The sequence below is a fragment of the Aeromonas jandaei genome, from assembly GCF_037890695.1.
In the GTDB taxonomy this organism is placed as follows: domain Bacteria; phylum Pseudomonadota; class Gammaproteobacteria; order Enterobacterales; family Aeromonadaceae; genus Aeromonas; species Aeromonas jandaei.
The window spans coordinates 1,850,412-1,867,153 of record NZ_CP149571.1; the positions used below are offsets into that span (position 1 = coordinate 1,850,412).

Consider the following 16,742-nt stretch of genomic DNA (forward strand, 5'->3'; position numbering starts at 1 on the left):
AGAAACGGACAGGGATAGCAATTAAGTTTGCATGGAATGTGCGCTGAAAAAGGTGAAGGTCGTGCGCAACTGTGCGAAGGTGGATGAGCCTTTATCACCGAGGATTGCACTATGCCAGGTCCCGCCCGTGCCGGCGCCCTGATCTACGCCAGGGAGCCGGGCTTGCTGAGCCACTTTTACCGAACCTTGCTGCAGATGGAGATCCGCAGTCAGAGCGAGCAGCTGATCGTGCTGGAGAACGGCGACATCCAGCTGCTTGTACATGCCATCCCCGAGCCCTATATCGAACAGGTCGTTGTCACGACGCCACCGGCGCTGCGTGAGCAGGGGGCCATCAAGCTCTTTTTTACCGTGCCAAGCCTTGCGTGGGCGGAGGCGAAAGCGGCGGATCTTGGCGGCGGCCTGCTGCCGCAGCAGTGGTCCGGGCCCGGTTTCGTGGTGCGCAATGCGTTTGACCCGGAGGGCAATATCTTGCAACTGCGCGAGTTTTTGAACGCGCAGGATCCGCTCTGACACGGATCGTTTACCAATAAAAAACGGGGCCTGTCATGGCCCCGTCATGTTTTACCCGTATTGCACGGATCACTTCAGATAGCGCTGTTCCAGATGCTGGCGCAGCCAGTGCGGGTTCAGTGCCTCGCCGGTGGCTCGGCTGATCAGCTCATCCGTGCTGTAGCGGCTACCCTGCGACCAGATATAGCGGCCGAGCCAGGCGAAGATCTCCGGCAGGCGGCCTGCGGCGATCACTTCACTCATGCTGCCGAGCTCTTTCTCCAGCGCAAAGCGCAGCTGCGCGGCATACATGGCGCCCAGCGTGTAGCTCGGGAAGTAGCCGAAGGAGCCGTCAGTCCAGTGGATATCCTGCATGCAACCATTGCGGTAGTTGCCCCTGGTGGAGAGTCCCAGCCACTGCTGCATCTTCGCATCCCACAGTTCGGGGATATCTGCTACTTCGATCCGCCCTTCTATCAGGTCGCGCTCCAGTTCGTAGCGCAGGATGACGTGGGCAGGATAGGTCACCTCATCCGCATCGACCCGGATAAAACCGGGCTCGACCCGGCTGTAGAGTCTGGCGAGATTGGTCGGACTCAGCGCCGGCTGATCGCCGAAATGGGCGCGAATATGGGGCGCCAGCAACGAGAGGAAGGCGGGATCGTGGCCGAGCTGCATCTCGCAAAACAGGCTCTGGCTCTCATGAATCGCCATGGAGCGCGCCTCGGCAACCGGCTGCCCCGACAGCTGGCGTGGCAAGCCCTGCTCGTAACGGGCGTGGCCGGTTTCATGGACTATGCCCATCAGGCTGGAGATAAACTCCTGCTCGTTGTATCTGGTGGTGATGCGCACATCGGTCGGTACACCGCCGCAGAAGGGGTGACTGCTTACATCAAGCCGGCCATGGGCAAAGTCAAAGCCGAGCAGCCCCATTACCTCCTGACCGAGCGCCTGCTGGGCGGCGATGGGGAAGGGGCCTTGCGGCAGCAGTACGGGCTCTTCCTTCTGCCGCTCGCTGACCTGCTGGATAAGGGGCGGCAGCCAGCTGGCGAGATCGCCGAAGATCTGATCGAGCCGTGCGCTGGTCATGCCCGGCTCATAGAGTGCCAGCATGGCGTCGTAGGGGCGCACGCCGAGCTTGTCTGCCCGCAAACGTGCCACCTCTCGGGAGAGCTTCACCACCTCTTCGAGATTGGGGGCAAAACCGGCCCAGTCGTTGTTTTTGCGCTGGCTGCGCCAGGCGTGCTCGCACTTGCTGCCGGCGAGCGACAGCGCCTCGACCAGTTCGCCGGGCAGCAGGCTGGCATCCTGCCACTGGCGCTTGATTTCGCGCAGGTTGGCGCGCTGCACCTCGTCCAGCTGCTCGCTCTCTGCCTTGGCAATCCAGTCGCCCAGTTCGGGGGCGGTGCGCTTGTGGTGGATGATGAGGCCGAGCTCGGCCAACGCTTCGGCACGCGCCTCATTGCCCCCTTCCGGCATCATGGCAGCACGATCCCAGCCACAGATGGCGGAGAGGTGGTTGAGGCGGTGCAGCTGTTGCTGGTGCTGTTCAAGTTTCTGGTATGACATGGTGTTGTCCTTGTGATCGTCCCTGACGGGCGCCCGGGATCAGCCGAGGCGCTTCTGGTGGCGTTCGCGGTTTTCCGCTTTCTTGCGCTCGCTCTTGCGCAGCAGCACATAGAGGGCGCCGCTGCCGCCGTGGCGGCGCTCGGCGCTGTGGATGGCCATCACCGCCGGCAACTGCGGCAGCCAGGCGCTGACATAGCTTTTCAGCAGGGCGCGCGGCGTGCTGCGCTCCCCCTTGCCGTGCAGGATCAGCAGGCAGCGGATATCGCGCTGCTCGCAATCGGTGATGAACTGGACCAGCGTCTGACGCGCTTCATTGAGCGTCTTCTGGTGCAAGTCCAGGCTTGCCTGCAGCTCGTACTTGCCGAGCCGCAGCTTCTTGTAGACCCCTTCTTGTACGCCATCGCGCTTGAAGCCGGTGATCTCGTGCGGGTCGAGCATCTCGATCGCCTCCATGGTGAGGTGATCGAGCGCCAGCTGCTCGGCTGTGGCGGCCTGACGGCGGGCCAGCTGGGCTTCTGTCGGGGCGGATTTCACCCCCTGGGGATGGATATTGTCGCTGCGAATGGGCCTGACATCGGCCACTTCATTCAGAAAAAGCGAGAGGTCGTCGCTATGTGGCACGGCAGGCTCCCCATATGAAACAAAGTGGGGGCCATTATAGCGGTGCCAGCCGATCCGCAAAACGATCGTCCGGTTCAATAGCGCAGGGAGGGATAAACCGGGGGGCCGGAGACGAAACAGGCGGCCAGTTGCTGCCGCCTGTGGGGGTTACTTCTCTGCTTTGGGTGGTTGCGAGTGCATCACCTTGTAGATGAAGTAGGCAGCGTAAGAGCTGATCAGGATGAAGGTGCCGATAATCACCATCATCGACATCAAGCCCACGCTGTTGCCAAACATCAGATCCAGCCAAAAGTCCATTTCATTGCTCCTGTCACCCGGTGGATGACAGGCATCATAAATACCCCTTTATCTGCAGGGAGATGATCCCGATCAACTCCCCACAAGATTGTTTTATGACCAGTTACAAATTGTGATGAATCTCACTCGAATCCTTATTTGGTGCTTTGCAGCACGGTGGGCGTGGTCAGCAGAGTGACGCGCCACCCCTGCTGCTCCAGCAGCGCCAGCAGTCCCTGCTCGCCATAAAGATGCAGCGCGCCGACCACAATAAAGCTCTCGTTGGGCAGGGTCTGCCACTTGGCCAGCCAGTTGTGGTTGCGCTCGGCCAGCAGGGTTTGCTCCATCCAGCTCTGCAGGGCGGGCGGTGCCATCTCTTCCTTGAGCAGATTGATAAGTGTTGCCTCGTCCCCTTGCTGCCACGCCTTCATCACGGCGGCGAAGCCGGTGTCGAGCATCGGCAGCTCGTCGAGGGTGCTGGAGAGCATCAGGGTCTGGTTGTCACCCACGCTGGCAAGATAGCCGAGCTGCTCCAGCAGGGTCTCGAAGCCCACCACGGGCTTGCCCTCTTTGGCGGCCAGTGCGGCAAAGTGTTGATCGATCCCGAGCTCGCTCTTGAAGTCGGAGCGGGCCATGGCGGCCTGAGTCAGGGTGATGGCAACAAACCAAGGGCGCAGCGGGGCGAGCGCAGCTTCATTGAGGCCAAGACGCGCGCCAGCCATCAGGGTGCGCTGGTAGAGCTCGGCAGGTAGATGCTCCTTGAGCGCCTTGCCATCTACCAGGCGGGTGAGAGAGCCCATCTCTTGCCACTGCGCCTGCGTGATGCTGTTCATGTCGACCTCCATCACCAGTGCGCGACTCTGCAGCCAGGCCCGTTCGACCGGCGCCGGTAGCGGATAGAGGGAGGGCTTGCCCGCATGAATGGAGCCCAGCAGCCAGTGTTGCTGGTTGCCCTTGCTGATCTTGTAGAAGGCGGGATCGGCAAAGGCGCTGAGCGGCAGCAGCAGGCAGAGCAGAAAGGCAAACAGGGAGCGCTGGAATTTCATGGTGATCCTTATCCGGGCTGGTGACTTCTTTTCATCGCAAGAGACTCTATGATAAGTGCTCATTTCTGATAGCCAAGAGGTTTGCCATGCCCCATCTTCGTTTTCGCGCCGTTTCACTCGATACCCTCAAGGAGATCGGCGCGCCGCTGCTTGCGGATCTCTGTGCCCTGACCGGTGGCAAGCCGGAGTTTGTCACCATGGAGCGGGTCGAGAGCCACTGGGTTCGTGACGGTGAGCTGGAGTCCGGTTTTCCGTTTGTCGAGCTGCACTGGTTTGCCAGGCCGCAGGAGATTCAGGATGAGGCGGCAGGCCTTATCACCCGCCATCTGAAGGCGGCGCTGGGGGAACAGACCTATGTGGTGGTGCAGGTTTTCCCCATCGATAAAAGCGCCTACTACAGCAATGGCGAGCACTATTGAGCGGGGCGACTCAGGTCGTCGCCAGCGCAAGGGCTCAGGCTGACTTTGCCAATAACTGGTCGAGCCAGCGAGTGGGCAGGATCCGTCTTAGCAGGGCAAAAATTTTGGTCGGGGTGGTGACCGGATAGCGCGCCTTGGGGCGAGCGCTGGTCAGTGCATGGATTAGCGGTGGCAGGCAGGCTTCGCTCGGCAGGGTAAAGCCACGAGCGCCACCCTCTCGCTCCAGCCGGTTGAGGGTCTGCTGGTAGGCCGCCTGATGGCGGCTCCTGGTCGGGTCGATATGGCGCAGAAAGGCGGCGCGGGCGTTGGCACGAAAGCGGGTATCGATGGGGCCGGGTTCAATCAGGCTGATATGGACGCCGCTGCCGGCCAGCTCGAGACGCAGGGTATCCGAGTAACCCTCCAGCGCAAACTTGCTGGCGTTGTAGGCGCCGCGATACTTCATGGCGACCAGTCCCAGCACCGAACTGTTTTGCACGATCCGTCCCTCTCTGGCCTCCAGCATGGCGGGCAGCACCTGACGAATGAGGTGATGCCAGCCAAACAGGTTGGTGTTGAACTGCTCGCGCAGCGCCTCTGTAGGAAGATCTTCCAGCGCCCCCGGCTGGCCATAAGCGCCGTTGTTGAACAGGCCATAGAGGCGACCACCAGCAAGATGGAGCGCCGCACTGGCACCCAGTTCGATGGAGGCGGGATCCGCCAGATCCAGCTGTACTGCCAGCAACCCCTGCTGCTGCAAGCGCTCCACATCCTCCGCCTTGCGCGCCGAGGCGATCACGGTAAAGCCGTGCTGACCCAGCGCCTGGGCGGCAGCCAGACCAATCCCGCTGGAGCATCCGGTGACAAGAACAAATCGGGGCATAGGGAGATCCTTGTGAGAGGAGAGACGGATGGAAAGTGGGAGTCTGTCAGCATGTTAACCTGCTGATCGGGTAAAAGAAAACCGGGCCAAGTGGCCCGGTTTGCTGACATCGTGTTGCCTGATTACATGATGGTAAACGGCATGATGATGTGGAACTTGACGTCGTGTTCGGATTGGAACATGTTCGGATAGTACCAGTTACCTTTCTCATCCTGCATGTTGTTGTAATCGGTATAGTGCAGTTTGAACAGAGTGCCTTTCAGCTTGCCATCCTGCACGGTATACATGACGTCAAAGTTGGCGGCCCACTCTTTGCCATCCACACGGGTGCTATTGCCATTTTCGGCATCCCAGCCATAGGCACCGGATACGCCAACAGACCAGCCAGGGGCACCAACCAGATCGTCCAGAGAGCGAGTTACACCGGCAAACAGTGCTTTCTCGTTGTTTTCGTTCCAGTCAGAGCGGGAATCCCACCAAATTTCGTTGGCACCCTGGGAGTTGCCGTAGCCTTTGGTCAGACGGGGCAGGTAGTTCCCCATGTCACCTTCAGCTTTAGTCCACAAGCCTTCCAGGCGGAAACCATAAGGACCCATAGCCCAAGCGGCAGTAAGAGCTTGTTGCCATGCAAGACCGTCATAGTCATTGTTGTCAGTTTCGGAACCGTAGAACTGATAACTGGTGGTGAGGCCACCCAGTACGTCAAACTTGTGAGCCAGTTTGAAGTGGTAGCTGTCCATATAGCCTTCGGACTGACCGAAAGAGCCGGTAATGGCAGTGCCATTCTCAAAGGTATAGCGAGCTGCCAAGGCGTGGATGTAGTCGATCTTGTTTTCATCAGAGTACTGGGTAGCGGCACCATCGTAGTTGCCAGCTTTGGAGAAGCCGTTGGTATCTTTGAACCAAGGGGCCTTGTATTCGTCAGCGATGGCATAGGTCAGGTAGAGACCGCCGAAGTTGCCTTCAACCTGGCCACCACGATAGGTACCTGGCTGATATGACCAGTTAACACCCATTACGCCCGGAACATAGAGCTGGGTCAAACCACCCTTGGCAGTCAGAGCGCCATCCAGGAATTTCAGTTTCAGAGCAGCGTTGGAGAGGCTGGCTCCATTTTCGGACAGACCATCCCCTTGTGACCAGCTGTTGCCCCAGAAGGAGAACTCGTTCTCTTCGTTTACACCATTGCTTTCGTCAACAGCAAGGTTGGCAGCAGCGAAGCCACCCACATCGACACCGATCATGTCCCATGCATAGCCGGAGTTAAAGTTCAGTGCTACCTGTGCAGTAGAGTGGCTGAGGTTGGTGTGATACTTGCCATCTTGGGCGGGTACATATTTACCCTTGTCGTCATAGTGGGCTTCTTGGCCCTGTTTGCGGTCACGCTCACGCTGGAAGTAGAAAACCCCCCCAGTCAGCTTGGAATCATTGACGAAGGCTTCGTAGGATTTGCCGTAGGTTGGGCTCATCATGTCCTGAGCTGCCAATGCCATACCGGGTGCTACCAGAGCGGCTACCACAGCGGCACTCAACGCGGCGCGCTTGAAGATCACTTTTTCCATTTTGTATTGCTCCTGATTTTATGGACTTAGCTTTTTTTGTTCCGGCAGTCGGCATCTGGCCCACCGCTCGGTATTGGCATTGCAATCAAAACCCCGCAGGGCAAAAAATCGTTCAGTTTGATCTCTGCAACCCCGATGTCTTGGCACATCTGTGGCAGTGCAGTTCTGTTCATCACTCTTTGTTTTTTATGTTCCGATTCTTGGCTATCGGACAATCACAAGAGTACGTTCGCGGTGCGAAATATCAATGAAAAGTTCCCGCCAAGTTTCAAAAGTATGACAGAGTGCAAATATTCATTGGGTAGAGGCGAAGGGCTCTCATTCCACGTCATGCGGCCATGAGAGCGTTTTCAATGGGTTGCAGAAGGAGGTGGGGGGCGAGCAGGGCGATGGCCTGTCTGTAGTCAATATTAACCTGCAGGTAACAGATAATTTTGCGCAACAAAAAAACTCTCCCGCTGACAGGCGAGAGAGGGGGCGGGGCTGTTAGCGCGCAATATTCAATTTGGCTGGCCCAGGATCAGCGGGATTTGGCGGGCCTGATGGTGAATGTGGGAGGAGACCTGCACCGAGAGCTGGTTGACCTGACTGGCATGCTGATGAATGCGGGCGATCAGGTCGGCAAAGCTGGCCAGTTTGTGCTCCTGACTTTTGGCATTGTCGGCGCCCTGCAGGGCGATCACCGCGGTATTGCGGGCGATCTCCCGCACCGCCTGGGTCGTTTCCCGCAATCGCTCGGCCTGCTCGCGCTGGCTGTTTGCCTCGCTGGTGATGCGGTCGAGCACGGTTCCAAGCTGGTCGCCTGATTGGGTCAGTCGCCCGAGGATCTCGGTGATCTGGTTGAGCGAGCGCTGGGTGTTGGCAGAGAGATGGCGCACCTCGTCTGCAACCACGGCAAAACCGCGCCCCTGCTCGCCGGCACGGGCGGCTTCGATGGCGGCATTGAGGGCCAGCAGGTTGGTCTGCTGGGCAATGTGGCCAATCACGTCGACGATGGCGGTCACGTCGCTGACCGAGCGTTTGAGTGCCTGCAGCGCTTCGCCGCTCTCGTCGATGGCAAGCCCGGTCTGGGTGGTCGCATGCAGCATGCTGCCAACCAGCCCTTCACTCTGGCTCATGGCCTGTTCGTTGTGGCTGGCATGGCGGGCTATCTCGGCAGCGACCTGATGCACCTCGCCAGCCAGCTGATTGAGTTCTCCCATCATCTGGCCGCTTTCATCGACGACCTGCTCGGTGGTGCGGGTGCTCTGGTGGATCTCCTCCACCTGGCTCACCATCCCCTGCAGGCTGGTGGAGACCGCCGAGAGTTGCCCCGCTTTCTGCTGCTGATCCTGTTGCAGGCGGCCAATCAGACGGTTGTAGCTGGTGACTATGTCCCCCAGCTCGTTGCGCTCGCGAGCAGCAGGCAAGGGCTCCGCCTGTCCGGTGTTATCCAGTTGCAAAAAGGCGTGACGCAAGCGCAACAAGGGGGCAAGCAGCCAGCGGCGCTGCACCAGCGCGAAAAGGAGGGCCACCGCCACCAGGAGCAGCGCCAGCGTGCCGAGTATGGTGGCCAGTCTCTGGTTCACGGCTTGCCGTTCGCTGGCAATCGTGTCGCCCATCTCGCGGGTGAGCTGCACCATCCGGGTAATATCCTGCTGCACGGCATGGCGGGCAGCCTGCTGTTGCTGCAGCGCCATGCGGCTGTTGGCGAGCTCCTGTGGATAGCGCTTGATGAGTGATTGCACCTCGCTGCGCGGCTGATCACCTATCTCCTTGCGCTCAGGCTCTCCCAGAGTGAATTCGTCCGCCGCTGGCTGTTCATAGATGCCGAGCAGTGGCAGCGCTTGCAGCTGGTTCGCCAGCTTCGCCATCCTTTCCAGCTCGAGAGTGAGCCCTTCCAGCAGTTTGCTGCTTCCCTGCTCCATGTAGCTTTGACGCTGGTGGCCGAGCTGCGACAGGCTGGCGAGAATCTCCGAGGCTGCCAAGCGGTATTGCCGGGCAGCATTGGCCTGTTCACCACTTTCACCCTGTTCTCCGTAGTGCAGCAGAGCCAGCGCCTGACTGGCGATCTCGTTCTCGGCATTTTGCAACAGCAACTGGCTGTTGCCGGAGAGCTTGCCCGCCGCCTGATAGTCGTGTTCGATGCGCTTGCCCATCTCCTCCAGCTGATGCTGCAGAGGGGCGGCTATCTCTTGTGGCTGATTTTCCAGCGCAACCAGAACCCGTGTGCGGATCTTCTCTGCGGCGGCCAGTTGTTGGGGATCACCTGCGGCGAGGTAGTCACGCAAGCTGTTTTGCAACGCGACCGTGACCTGTTGCTGCAACGCCTCATGTTGTCGCTGAGTCTGCTCGGTCTGCGCCAGCTGTTGCCACCCCCGGTAGAGCGCCAGCGCCTCGCCTCCCGCGACCAGCAGTAGAACGAGGGAGGAGAGAGTGACGTAGTGGGCAATTTTCACGATGTGGTTCCTGTCAGCTGTAGGCCATCCATGGGGCATGGCCTGAGCCTAACGGGGAGTGATGGCGTTTTTATGACACCATCTTTACCGCATCGATTTTTGCCAGTGTGGCAGGGGCTAGCTTGTGGCAGCGATGGCTGGAGGGGCTTTTTTGCTCCGCATGCCAAGCAAGGCACCGCCCATGATCAGAGCGCCGGCCAGCAGATGGCGCGAGGTCAGCTCCTCTCCGTTCAATGTCACCAGCAGCAAGGTACTCAGCAGCGGGGTCAGGTAGGCAAGGGCGCCGATCCGGCGTGGATCGCCGTCACGCAGTGCCAGATACCAGGTAACAAAGGCCGCCCCCATGGGGCCGAGGGCCAGCCCGATGATGAGGCTCCAGTCGCTGATGGGGATCTGTGCCAGTGGCAGAGGCCCCTCCAGCAGACGGGCGAGCAGCAGAGCCAGCACGCCGGCGGGCAGACAGGCTGCTGCAGTGACCACAGCAGGCGCCGGTGGCAGACGGCGCGACAGTACCGAGTAGGCGCCCCAGATGATGGCTGCACCCAGCGCCAGCAGATAGCCGGGCAGATAGTCTTGCTGCAGTTGCAGCTCGCCATCGACCATCACCAGCATGGAGCCAGCCAGTCCGCAGATCCCCGCCAGAATGTGGCGAAGGTGGAGGGGATGATTTGGCAGCAACAGCGGAGTGAAGAGGATGATGCAGAGCGGCCAGAGGTAGTTGATGAGGTTGGCCTCAAGCACCGGGGCGTGGTGAAAGCTCATAAAAAGCAGCAGATGATAAAAGAGCAGGGCTGTGATGGTAATCAGCCAGGTGAGCGGGCTGGCCCGCCACTGGCGCCAGAACGGTAATGCACCGGCCCCGCAGAAAAACAGCACCAGTCCCACCAGAACGAGCGGTGACACGCTGACAATACGCGACGTCAGTGCGGCCAGCGAGGCCCACAGCACAATGGTCAGCAAGGCAAAACCGGTGGATCTATCCCACCAGGAACAACCGGACATCCAACACTCCTTTGCAAGATGAAGCTGCTGGCTTGGGCGCAGGCCCCAGCCAAAGAGAGCCAGTCTATCAGAGAGAGTGCAAGCCAAGAATGCAGAGGGTGATAACAGATAAGAGGAGGAGGGATTGACCACCATCAAAAACGACCAAGGGGTTGGCACCGTGATGATGCCAACTCCTTGTTTTATATGGCGCTCCCGACTGGAGTCGAACCAGTGGCCTGTCCCTTAGGAGGGGACCGCTCTATCCTACTGAGCTACGGGAGCCTTGTGGCGGGCATTATACAAGAAGCAACTCCCTTTTAAACCCTTGATTCCTATTCCAATACTGCCAAATCCCCGTTCTGGATGTTGAATGGTGAATATTTGTTCTGGCTGCGAATGATGGCACCGTCGTCGAACACCTGTACCACTTCGAACAGACCGTCGGCTGGGTTGCGCATCATGCGGGACTTGCCGTAGGGATCGATGAAGTCGGCGTTGTGCTGGATGCGGAACTGGTCGCCGAGCTTGACGCCGTTGCGTCGGCCGAGATTGATGTAGGGGCCGCGTTCGTTCTGGCCGACTACCCGGGCGGTGACCGGGGCGCAGGTGAGCTGGGCCACCAGATCCTGAGCGGCCTGCTGCAGCTGGTAGTTGACCTCCTGGCCGTAGCTGGACTGCCAGAACTGGCCGCTGTTGCTGCCCACCTGATCCCGCTTGCCGAAAGTCCAGGTGGCGCGCCCTTCATAGACCTTGCGATTGAGCAGGCTGCCGTTGATGCCATCGAACAGGTAGAGCTGCATGCGAAAATTGCGGACGGGATCCTGATACCAGCTGGTCAGCTGGTTGCCCTGCGGTTCGATTGAGAGATCGTCGATGCTGCCGAGCACCAGATACTGGCTGTCGGTGCGCAGGCTGAGGGCCTTGATCTCCTCGAGAGCGCTGCGATCCCCCTGTTGCAGGTGAAGCGGGTCGATGCGCAGGTTTTCGTCCAGCCACTGGCGCACCGCGACCCCTTGCGGGGCGTTGGCGAGGGTTTCGAACAGTCGGCGCGAGAGGTTTTCCGGCATATCGTCCATGGCGCCGTAGCTGGCCTGATCGGGGTAGCGCAGGCGCAGCCTGACCAGTGTCAAATCCTTGGCGAAGTGCTGGGTCTGGCAGATCTGGCGTTCGGCCTGAATATCGGCCACCAGGGTGATGTACATGCGGCCGTTGCGCACCTCTTCCCGTTTGAGGCGGTACTGGCGAATGTCGCCGCCGGAGCGGATCTGGATCTGCTCGGATCGCAGGCTGCCATTCTCCAGACGCTGCACGCTGGAGACGGCGGCGCCGCTGGCCAGCAGCGCCTGACGCAGGGCATCGCGAGTCGCCTGTTCACGGGCGTAGACTTCATCCCCCCCCAGAATGGCGGCACTGCCCTGCGCTTCGATAAGCTCGGCGCGGGCGCTCAGGCTGGCCAGCAGCAGGGTCAACAGCAGCGTTAATTTCATAGCAGATACCTTGATTAGGCGACTCGCAGCCTCTTCTCTTGAAGAGGGCATGGCGTGCCGACATGGATCACAACAGTTGTTCGATGGCGTTTTTCTGACCATCCGCCAGAGATGGGCTTAACAGCGAGTGTTTCAGCAAGAATCATGCCTCATTCCCGGCTCAAGGTTTGGCCGACGCGTCCGATAACAAATCAGGTGCAGATACAGGAAAGGTATCCATGAACAAATTCATCACGGCGTTGGCGCTCGCTCTGGCATTGGCCGGCTGCGGCTCCGACCCTATCAATCGGGATCAGGGTGATCCGCGTCAGGCGGCGCAGGGGATGGAGCTCAACTGGCTGGTGGCACGCATGACCGATCAGCTGATGGAGCGCAAATCGCTCTCCACTCTGACCGATCCCATCGCGGTAGCCTCTTTTGTCGATCTCGATACCCTGCAGGATACCAACTGGATGGGGCAGCAGATTGAGGAGAGCTTTATCTACGAGCTCAACCGCCGCGGCGAGGTGGTGGTGGACTTCAAGCTGACCGGCAGCATCAAGGTGACGCCGCAGGGGGATTTTGTGCTGAGCCGCAACTACAAGGAGCTCTCTCCCCGTCTGCCAATCTCGCGCATTCTGGTCGGCACCTTCAGTCGCAACAGCAAGGGGGTTCTGGTCAACGCCCGCATCATCGACATGCGTACCAAGATGGTGGAGACCACGGCCCAGAGCCTGATCCCGCAGAAATATCTGTTCGGTGCCAACAACTCGTTTGGTCGGGCATCGATTAACCGCGGTTATCTGATGCGTGACAGTCAGGCCAGACCGGGTGGTCATCTGGTCAACCTGACCCCATAAGGAGCGAGTCATGAAGATGTTGTTTGGTTGCCTGCTGGCACTCTTGCTCACCGGTTGCAGCTACAACCGGGTGACGGATTACACCCAGGGTGGCAAGCCCGATGATTTTCCGGTGCTCAAGGCGGTGGGCTATGCGGTGATCGACATCCAGCCCGGCCCCTCCCAGTCGGAGAAGATGCTGCAGGCGATCCGCGCTTCCAAGATGGATGCCTATCGCGAGCTGGCCGAGCAGCTCAATGGCCAGCAGGTGCGCGGCCAGAGCAGCTATCGTGACCTGACCCAGACCTCCAACTCGCTCGATGTGTCGGTGGCTGGCGTGGTGCGCGGCGCCCGGGTGGTGGCCTCCTATCCCCGCGGTAATACCTATGCCACCGAGATGGAGCTCGATACCCGCGCCCTCTACAACATCAACCAGCTGATGGCCGGTCAGTTCTGATGTGAACCGGTCGAAAGTTGTGTGTTCAAGGCGAGCCAGCGGCTCGCCTTTTTGTTATCGGGCAGAGTCAGGATCCGGGGTTCGGCAGGGGAAAATGGCTCAAGACGGGCAATTTGGCCGCGGCAAGGGCCTTTTTAGCGGGTCATATCGTCAATTTTTCCTTGATGGTGGTGAGTAGTCATTTAGCTTTGCTGAACAATAAATAGCCTCTGGTGGCGAGTTTTGGCACCTGGCTACAGCCTGTTCCGCGCTTCAGGTGGGCTGGTGGCAGAAAAAACAGAGGCGGGCATGATGCCCGCCTCTTGTCGATTGGCTCGATTATTTGCCCATCAGTACCGGTGGCACTGCGGTCGGTTTGACATCCTCACTCGGGTAGCAGCCCAGCACCTTGATGTAGCGGGTGATCTTGGTCAGCTCCACCAGTGCAGCCTGCATCGCTGGGGTGTTGAGGTTGGCGGAGACGTCGAGGTAGAACATCTCTTCCCACGGGTTGCCCTGCACCGGGCGGGATTCGAGCTTGGTCATGTTGATCTCGTGGTTGCGCAGCACCAGCAGCGCCTCCACCAGCGAACCCGGTTTCTGGGAGGTGGACATGATGAGGGTGGTCTTGGCCGGGATCTGCGGTGCCACGTCGATGGGTTTGCGCGCCACCACTATAAAGCGGCTGTAGTTCTCCTTCTGGTTGGCGAGCTGCTCGGCCAGTACGTCCAGACCATAGAGTTCACCGCCGGCGGCGCTGCCGATGGCCGCGGCCTCCGCGCTCGCCAGCTCTTTCACCTTCATCATGGCGCTGGAGGAGGAGTCGCAGATCTCGTGACGAGCCCCTTCCAGCTTGCTCAGATAGTGGGAGCACTGCTGGAACACCTGCGGATGGGCATAGAAGGTCTTGATTCGGCCAAGCTCGGTCGGCACGGCGGTGAGAATGCAGTGCTCGATGGGGTAGGTCAGTTCGCCAACGATGGAGAGGCTGGTGTGCTGCATCACGTCATAGACTTCGTTGATGGAGCCCGAGCTGGTGTTCTCGATGGGCAGCACGCCAAAGGCGGCGCGGCCCGACTCCACCGCATCCAGCACTTCGCGGAAGTTCTGGCAGTTCACCTCGATCACCTGATCCTTGTAGCGCGCCAGATATTTGCGGGCGGCCAAGCTGGAGTAGGAACCGCGCGGCCCCAGATAGGCGACGCTGGTCATCGGCTCCTGCTGCTCCGGGTTGAGCAGGCTCTGCAGATAGGCCTGCTGGGAGAGCACCGAGTCCTCGATGATGGTGTGATAGATGCGGGTAATGTACTGGGCATCAAGCCCCAGCACGCGCCCTTGCTGGATCAGGGCGACCAGCAGCTCCTGCTCGCGCTGGTGGTCACGGATGGGGCGCGGGTTGGCTTGCTTGGCTCGGGCTACCTCGATGCTGAGGGTCTTGCGTTTTGCCAGCAGGGCAAGCAGCTCCTGATCCAACCGGGTGATGTCTTGTCTGATCTCGTCGAGCGTTGCCATGATGGTTCCCTATCCAATTAATCGATTGATATTGATGCAAAAAAAAGCCTCCGCGAGGGGAGGCTTGATTCGTCTTTGCTTTCTGTTCACACGACGACAGGCCTTCCCTCAAGCGGGCCGGATAAACGAGAAAGCAAAGAAGAATGGTGCGTGCATAGGTGTGTCCTTGAAGTAACGTCATAACCATTAAGGGATTTGCCGCTGCGATGCAAGTAAAACTTGCCCGCACCGCAAGATGGGGGCAGGGTATCCGGTCAAGTGGCAGGCGTATAAACGGCTTTATATGAACCTGAATTTCTGCCCGCGATTCAGAGCTGCAGGAGGTTGCGATGGCGATTATTTTCGATTTGGGACGGGTGGTGGTGAGCTGGGATCCGGTCGGCATAGTGAGCTCGGTGCGTGGCCCAGAAGGGGCCGCTCAGCTGGCGGAGCGGCTGTTCAATCATCAGGACTGGCTGGAGGTGGACAGAGGCACCATGTCACTGCACACCATGGCTCGTCAGGCAGAGCGCAGAACAGGCCTGAGCGCCGCAGAAAACCTGGCGATTTTGCAGGCGGTGCCTCCGTCGCTGCTGCCAGATCCCGCTATGCTAACCTTGATGGCCGAGCTGCACGGAGCAGGCCATTCGCTCTATGCCCTCTCCAACATGGGGCACGCCAGCATCGACTGGCTGGAGCAGCATCAGGATTTCTGGCGCTTTTTCAGCGGCAAGGTGGTCTCGGCGCGGGTGCGGATGATGAAGCCGGAGCCGGATATCTATCGCTACCTGCTGGTGTCGTTCGATCTCAAACCGGCAGAGTGCATCTTCATCGATGACAGCCCCGCCAACATAGCGGCGGCAGAGGCCCTTGGCATCAGGGGCATGGTCTTCACCGACGCGGCGAGTTGCCGCCAGCAGCTGGTTGAGCTGGGCTGTTTGCCCGCCACCGGCAAGGGGTAATGCCCCTTTGGGAGCGTTATGGAGCATGGCCGGTTTCGCAATTGGCTCAGTCACTATCCTGAGTCGAGCCTGCTGATCGCCTGCAAGGATGGCAGCGGTTATCAACTATGTATCGAAGCGGAAGGGGAGTGCCTCTGCCTGACCGACAGCGAGGGGGGGCGGCTTACCTTCACCTCGCTGGCGCAAGCGGAAGGTTTCCTTCGCGCTCACCAGATCCATCAGGCTCGGCTGCGGGTTTATGATGCCCAGAACGAGGATGTCGGGGCCGAATCGCAAGAGATCATTATCAAGTTTTAACCACAAACCCTGACCTTTTTAAGGGTCTATTCAGCTTGCCCGTTGCACAATACCGGAACCTGTTGTTGATCCGCCGGAGCTGTTGTCATGGGTGCCAATGTCGTTCTATTGAATCAGGGATATGATCATGCGTTCCTGGCCCGCGAGCAGCAGATGCTTGAGCGGCTGGCCGGGTTTGAGGAGGTCGTGGTCTCTTTTTCCGGGCGACTGGAGTCCTGTTACAGCATCGACATGTGCCGTGCCAGCGGCGTGAAGATCCATGCTATCACCTTTGACAATCCGACCCGCAGCCGCAGTGAAGTGGCGCGAGCCCGTCGTTACTGCCAGCGCTACGGTATCGATCACTGGATTATCAAGACCGACGAAATGATTTTCTGCGATCGCCTGCCCCACATGGAGGGGCTGATCGATCCGGTGCGCCGCTTGCGTGAACATGTGGGGGCACATCCAAAGTGGAACCATCTCCCGCTGCTGGTGCCGGCGGCGCTGGAAGAGCGGGATGAGTATCTGGCTGAATTCGGTTCTCTGCCTGACCACACTATCTGGTTCTTTGCCGACAACCAGATGACCCGGCGGGATTTTCGCTATGGCTTCAACAAGCGCCAGCTTGGTCGCTGGGGCAAGGGGGGCAATGGCTGCCTGAGCCATCGCTTCACCAATCCACGGCTGCTTGAGCAGCGTTATCTGCGGATGGTGGATCAAGCCGAACAGATGCTGGCCGACATGGGGCTGGACGAGGCACAGGTGTTTTTTCACACCCTCTCTGATTGCGGCATGACCCTGGCCCGGGTGCGTCTGCCTGAACACCAGCGGGCTCAGGCCTTTGATCTCCAGCCGGATATCCTGATGGCGCTCAAAGGAACCGAGTTCGATCTGGTGACCCTCGACATGGTGCAGGAAGAGCGCCACGACCTGGCTATCTAGGCTTCTGCGACAGCGGGAACGTGAGTCCCGTCATAGGCAAGGAGGGGCGCGACTGTTT

General features: G+C 59.6%; 17 protein-coding genes, 1 tRNA gene and 1 other annotated feature. Of the genes, 7 read left to right on the top strand and 11 right to left on the bottom strand.

What is annotated here, in order from left to right; translation table 11 throughout:
- Nucleotides 1-111 precede the first annotated feature (111 nt).
- Nucleotides 112-513, top strand: a complete 402-nt coding sequence (locus WE862_RS09040; protein ID WP_042032141.1) for a VOC family protein — start codon at nucleotides 112-114, stop codon at nucleotides 511-513.
- A gap of 69 nt (nucleotides 514-582) precedes the next feature.
- Here the strand turns inward: WE862_RS09040 and WE862_RS09045 are convergent, their stop codons facing one another.
- The 4 genes from WE862_RS09045 to WE862_RS09060 all read right to left on the bottom strand — a co-directional run bounded on the left by WE862_RS09045 (nucleotide 583) and on the right by WE862_RS09060 (nucleotide 4,004).
- Nucleotides 583-2,061: a carboxypeptidase M32 gene (locus WE862_RS09045; RefSeq protein ID WP_042032140.1), complete on the bottom strand. Its 1,479-nt coding sequence runs from the start codon at nucleotides 2,059-2,061 to the stop codon at nucleotides 583-585.
- 39 nt (nucleotides 2,062-2,100) lie between these two features.
- Nucleotides 2,101-2,682 (bottom strand): DNA endonuclease SmrA, encoded by a 582-nt coding sequence (gene smrA / locus WE862_RS09050; RefSeq protein ID WP_042032139.1) that lies wholly within the window; start codon nucleotides 2,680-2,682, stop codon nucleotides 2,101-2,103.
- Nucleotides 2,683-2,829: 147 nt separating this feature from the next.
- Nucleotides 2,830-2,979, bottom strand: a complete 150-nt coding sequence (locus WE862_RS09055; RefSeq protein WP_071912328.1) for a DUF3149 domain-containing protein — start codon at nucleotides 2,977-2,979, stop codon at nucleotides 2,830-2,832.
- 134 nt (nucleotides 2,980-3,113) lie between these two features.
- A complete protein-coding gene (locus tag WE862_RS09060; RefSeq protein WP_042032138.1) occupies nucleotides 3,114-4,004 on the bottom strand; it encodes a TraB/GumN family protein in 891 nt (296 codons plus the stop codon).
- An 86-nt stretch (nucleotides 4,005-4,090) separates the two neighbouring features.
- On the opposite strand from WE862_RS09060, the gene WE862_RS09065 reads away from it, so the two are divergent.
- Nucleotides 4,091-4,423: a DUF1904 family protein gene (locus tag WE862_RS09065; protein WP_042032137.1), complete on the top strand. Its 333-nt coding sequence runs from the start codon at nucleotides 4,091-4,093 to the stop codon at nucleotides 4,421-4,423.
- 34 nt (nucleotides 4,424-4,457) lie between these two features.
- On the opposite strand, the gene WE862_RS09070 is transcribed toward WE862_RS09065, so the two are convergent.
- The 6 genes from WE862_RS09070 to WE862_RS09095 all read right to left on the bottom strand — a co-directional run bounded on the left by WE862_RS09070 (nucleotide 4,458) and on the right by WE862_RS09095 (nucleotide 11,756).
- Nucleotides 4,458-5,285 (bottom strand): SDR family oxidoreductase, encoded by an 828-nt coding sequence (locus WE862_RS09070; protein WP_042032136.1) that lies wholly within the window; start codon nucleotides 5,283-5,285, stop codon nucleotides 4,458-4,460.
- 122 nt (nucleotides 5,286-5,407) lie between these two features.
- Nucleotides 5,408-6,847 carry an OprD family outer membrane porin gene (locus tag WE862_RS09075; protein ID WP_042032135.1) on the bottom strand — a complete coding sequence of 480 codons (1,440 nt, stop codon included), beginning with the start codon at nucleotides 6,845-6,847 and terminating at the stop codon, nucleotides 5,408-5,410.
- A gap of 500 nt (nucleotides 6,848-7,347) precedes the next feature.
- A complete protein-coding gene (locus WE862_RS09080) occupies nucleotides 7,348-9,285 on the bottom strand; it encodes a methyl-accepting chemotaxis protein (RefSeq protein WP_042032134.1) in 1,938 nt (645 codons plus the stop codon).
- Nucleotides 9,286-9,402: 117 nt separating this feature from the next.
- The gene (locus tag WE862_RS09085; protein ID WP_042032133.1) at nucleotides 9,403-10,287 is read right to left on the bottom strand and encodes a DMT family transporter; all 885 of its coding nucleotides are present in this window, start codon (nucleotides 10,285-10,287) and stop codon (nucleotides 9,403-9,405) included.
- 187 nt (nucleotides 10,288-10,474) lie between these two features.
- Nucleotides 10,475-10,551 (bottom strand) — tRNA-Arg (locus tag WE862_RS09090).
- A gap of 50 nt (nucleotides 10,552-10,601) precedes the next feature.
- Nucleotides 10,602-11,756 carry a flagellar assembly protein FlgT gene (locus WE862_RS09095; protein WP_042032132.1) on the bottom strand — a complete coding sequence of 385 codons (1,155 nt, stop codon included), beginning with the start codon at nucleotides 11,754-11,756 and terminating at the stop codon, nucleotides 10,602-10,604.
- Between the two features lie 218 nt (nucleotides 11,757-11,974).
- On the opposite strand from WE862_RS09095, the gene WE862_RS09100 reads away from it, so the two are divergent.
- Together WE862_RS09100 and WE862_RS09105 are read left to right on the top strand one after the other, a co-directional pair.
- On the top strand, nucleotides 11,975-12,595 hold the full coding sequence (locus tag WE862_RS09100) for a FlgO family outer membrane protein (protein WP_041208019.1): 621 nt from the start codon (nucleotides 11,975-11,977) through the stop codon (nucleotides 12,593-12,595).
- 10 nt (nucleotides 12,596-12,605) lie between these two features.
- Nucleotides 12,606-13,031, top strand: a complete 426-nt coding sequence (locus WE862_RS09105) for an LPP20 family lipoprotein (protein ID WP_041208020.1) — start codon at nucleotides 12,606-12,608, stop codon at nucleotides 13,029-13,031.
- A 318-nt stretch (nucleotides 13,032-13,349) separates the two neighbouring features.
- On the opposite strand, the gene pheA is transcribed toward WE862_RS09105, so the two are convergent.
- Nucleotides 13,350-14,522, bottom strand: a complete 1,173-nt coding sequence (gene pheA, locus WE862_RS09110) for a prephenate dehydratase (RefSeq protein WP_041208022.1) — start codon at nucleotides 14,520-14,522, stop codon at nucleotides 13,350-13,352.
- Between the two features lie 38 nt (nucleotides 14,523-14,560).
- Nucleotides 14,561-14,682: a sequence feature (Phe leader region), on the bottom strand.
- A gap of 169 nt (nucleotides 14,683-14,851) precedes the next feature.
- Here pheA and WE862_RS09115 point away from each other — a divergent pair.
- The 3 genes from WE862_RS09115 (at nucleotide 14,852) to WE862_RS09125 (ending at nucleotide 16,684) form a co-directional block, all read left to right on the top strand.
- On the top strand, nucleotides 14,852-15,463 hold the full coding sequence (locus WE862_RS09115; RefSeq protein ID WP_042032131.1) for an HAD family hydrolase: 612 nt from the start codon (nucleotides 14,852-14,854) through the stop codon (nucleotides 15,461-15,463).
- Nucleotides 15,464-15,481: 18 nt separating this feature from the next.
- The gene (locus WE862_RS09120; protein WP_041208026.1) at nucleotides 15,482-15,760 is read left to right on the top strand and encodes a DUF6482 family protein; all 279 of its coding nucleotides are present in this window, start codon (nucleotides 15,482-15,484) and stop codon (nucleotides 15,758-15,760) included.
- A gap of 87 nt (nucleotides 15,761-15,847) precedes the next feature.
- Entirely contained in the window at nucleotides 15,848-16,684 is an 837-nt protein-coding gene (locus WE862_RS09125) for a 7-cyano-7-deazaguanine synthase (RefSeq protein ID WP_042032130.1), read from the top strand.
- Nucleotides 16,685-16,742 lie beyond the last annotated feature (58 nt).

What these genes read in the sequence shown, in the direction of transcription:
- WE862_RS09040 (WP_042032141.1), top strand. Translation starts at nt 112, where the DNA reads ATGCCAGGTCCCGCCCGTGCCGGCGCCCTGATCTACGCCAGGGAGCCG.
- WE862_RS09045 (WP_042032140.1), bottom strand. Translation starts at nt 2,061, where the DNA reads ATGTCATACCAGAAACTTGAACAGCACCAGCAACAGCTGCACCGCCTC.
- WE862_RS09055 (WP_071912328.1), bottom strand. Translation starts at nt 2,979, where the DNA reads ATGGACTTTTGGCTGGATCTGATGTTTGGCAACAGCGTGGGCTTGATG.
- WE862_RS09060 (WP_042032138.1), bottom strand. Translation starts at nt 4,004, where the DNA reads ATGAAATTCCAGCGCTCCCTGTTTGCCTTTCTGCTCTGCCTGCTGCTG.
- WE862_RS09065 (WP_042032137.1), top strand. Translation starts at nt 4,091, where the DNA reads ATGCCCCATCTTCGTTTTCGCGCCGTTTCACTCGATACCCTCAAGGAG.
- WE862_RS09070 (WP_042032136.1), bottom strand. Translation starts at nt 5,285, where the DNA reads ATGCCCCGATTTGTTCTTGTCACCGGATGCTCCAGCGGGATTGGTCTG.
- WE862_RS09075 (WP_042032135.1), bottom strand. Translation starts at nt 6,847, where the DNA reads ATGGAAAAAGTGATCTTCAAGCGCGCCGCGTTGAGTGCCGCTGTGGTA.
- WE862_RS09085 (WP_042032133.1), bottom strand. Translation starts at nt 10,287, where the DNA reads ATGTCCGGTTGTTCCTGGTGGGATAGATCCACCGGTTTTGCCTTGCTG.
- WE862_RS09095 (WP_042032132.1), bottom strand. Translation starts at nt 11,756, where the DNA reads ATGAAATTAACGCTGCTGTTGACCCTGCTGCTGGCCAGCCTGAGCGCC.
- WE862_RS09100 (WP_041208019.1), top strand. Translation starts at nt 11,975, where the DNA reads ATGAACAAATTCATCACGGCGTTGGCGCTCGCTCTGGCATTGGCCGGC.
- WE862_RS09105 (WP_041208020.1), top strand. Translation starts at nt 12,606, where the DNA reads ATGAAGATGTTGTTTGGTTGCCTGCTGGCACTCTTGCTCACCGGTTGC.
- pheA (WP_041208022.1), bottom strand. Translation starts at nt 14,522, where the DNA reads ATGGCAACGCTCGACGAGATCAGACAAGACATCACCCGGTTGGATCAG.
- WE862_RS09115 (WP_042032131.1), top strand. Translation starts at nt 14,852, where the DNA reads ATGGCGATTATTTTCGATTTGGGACGGGTGGTGGTGAGCTGGGATCCG.
- WE862_RS09120 (WP_041208026.1), top strand. Translation starts at nt 15,482, where the DNA reads ATGGAGCATGGCCGGTTTCGCAATTGGCTCAGTCACTATCCTGAGTCG.
- WE862_RS09125 (WP_042032130.1), top strand. Translation starts at nt 15,848, where the DNA reads ATGGGTGCCAATGTCGTTCTATTGAATCAGGGATATGATCATGCGTTC.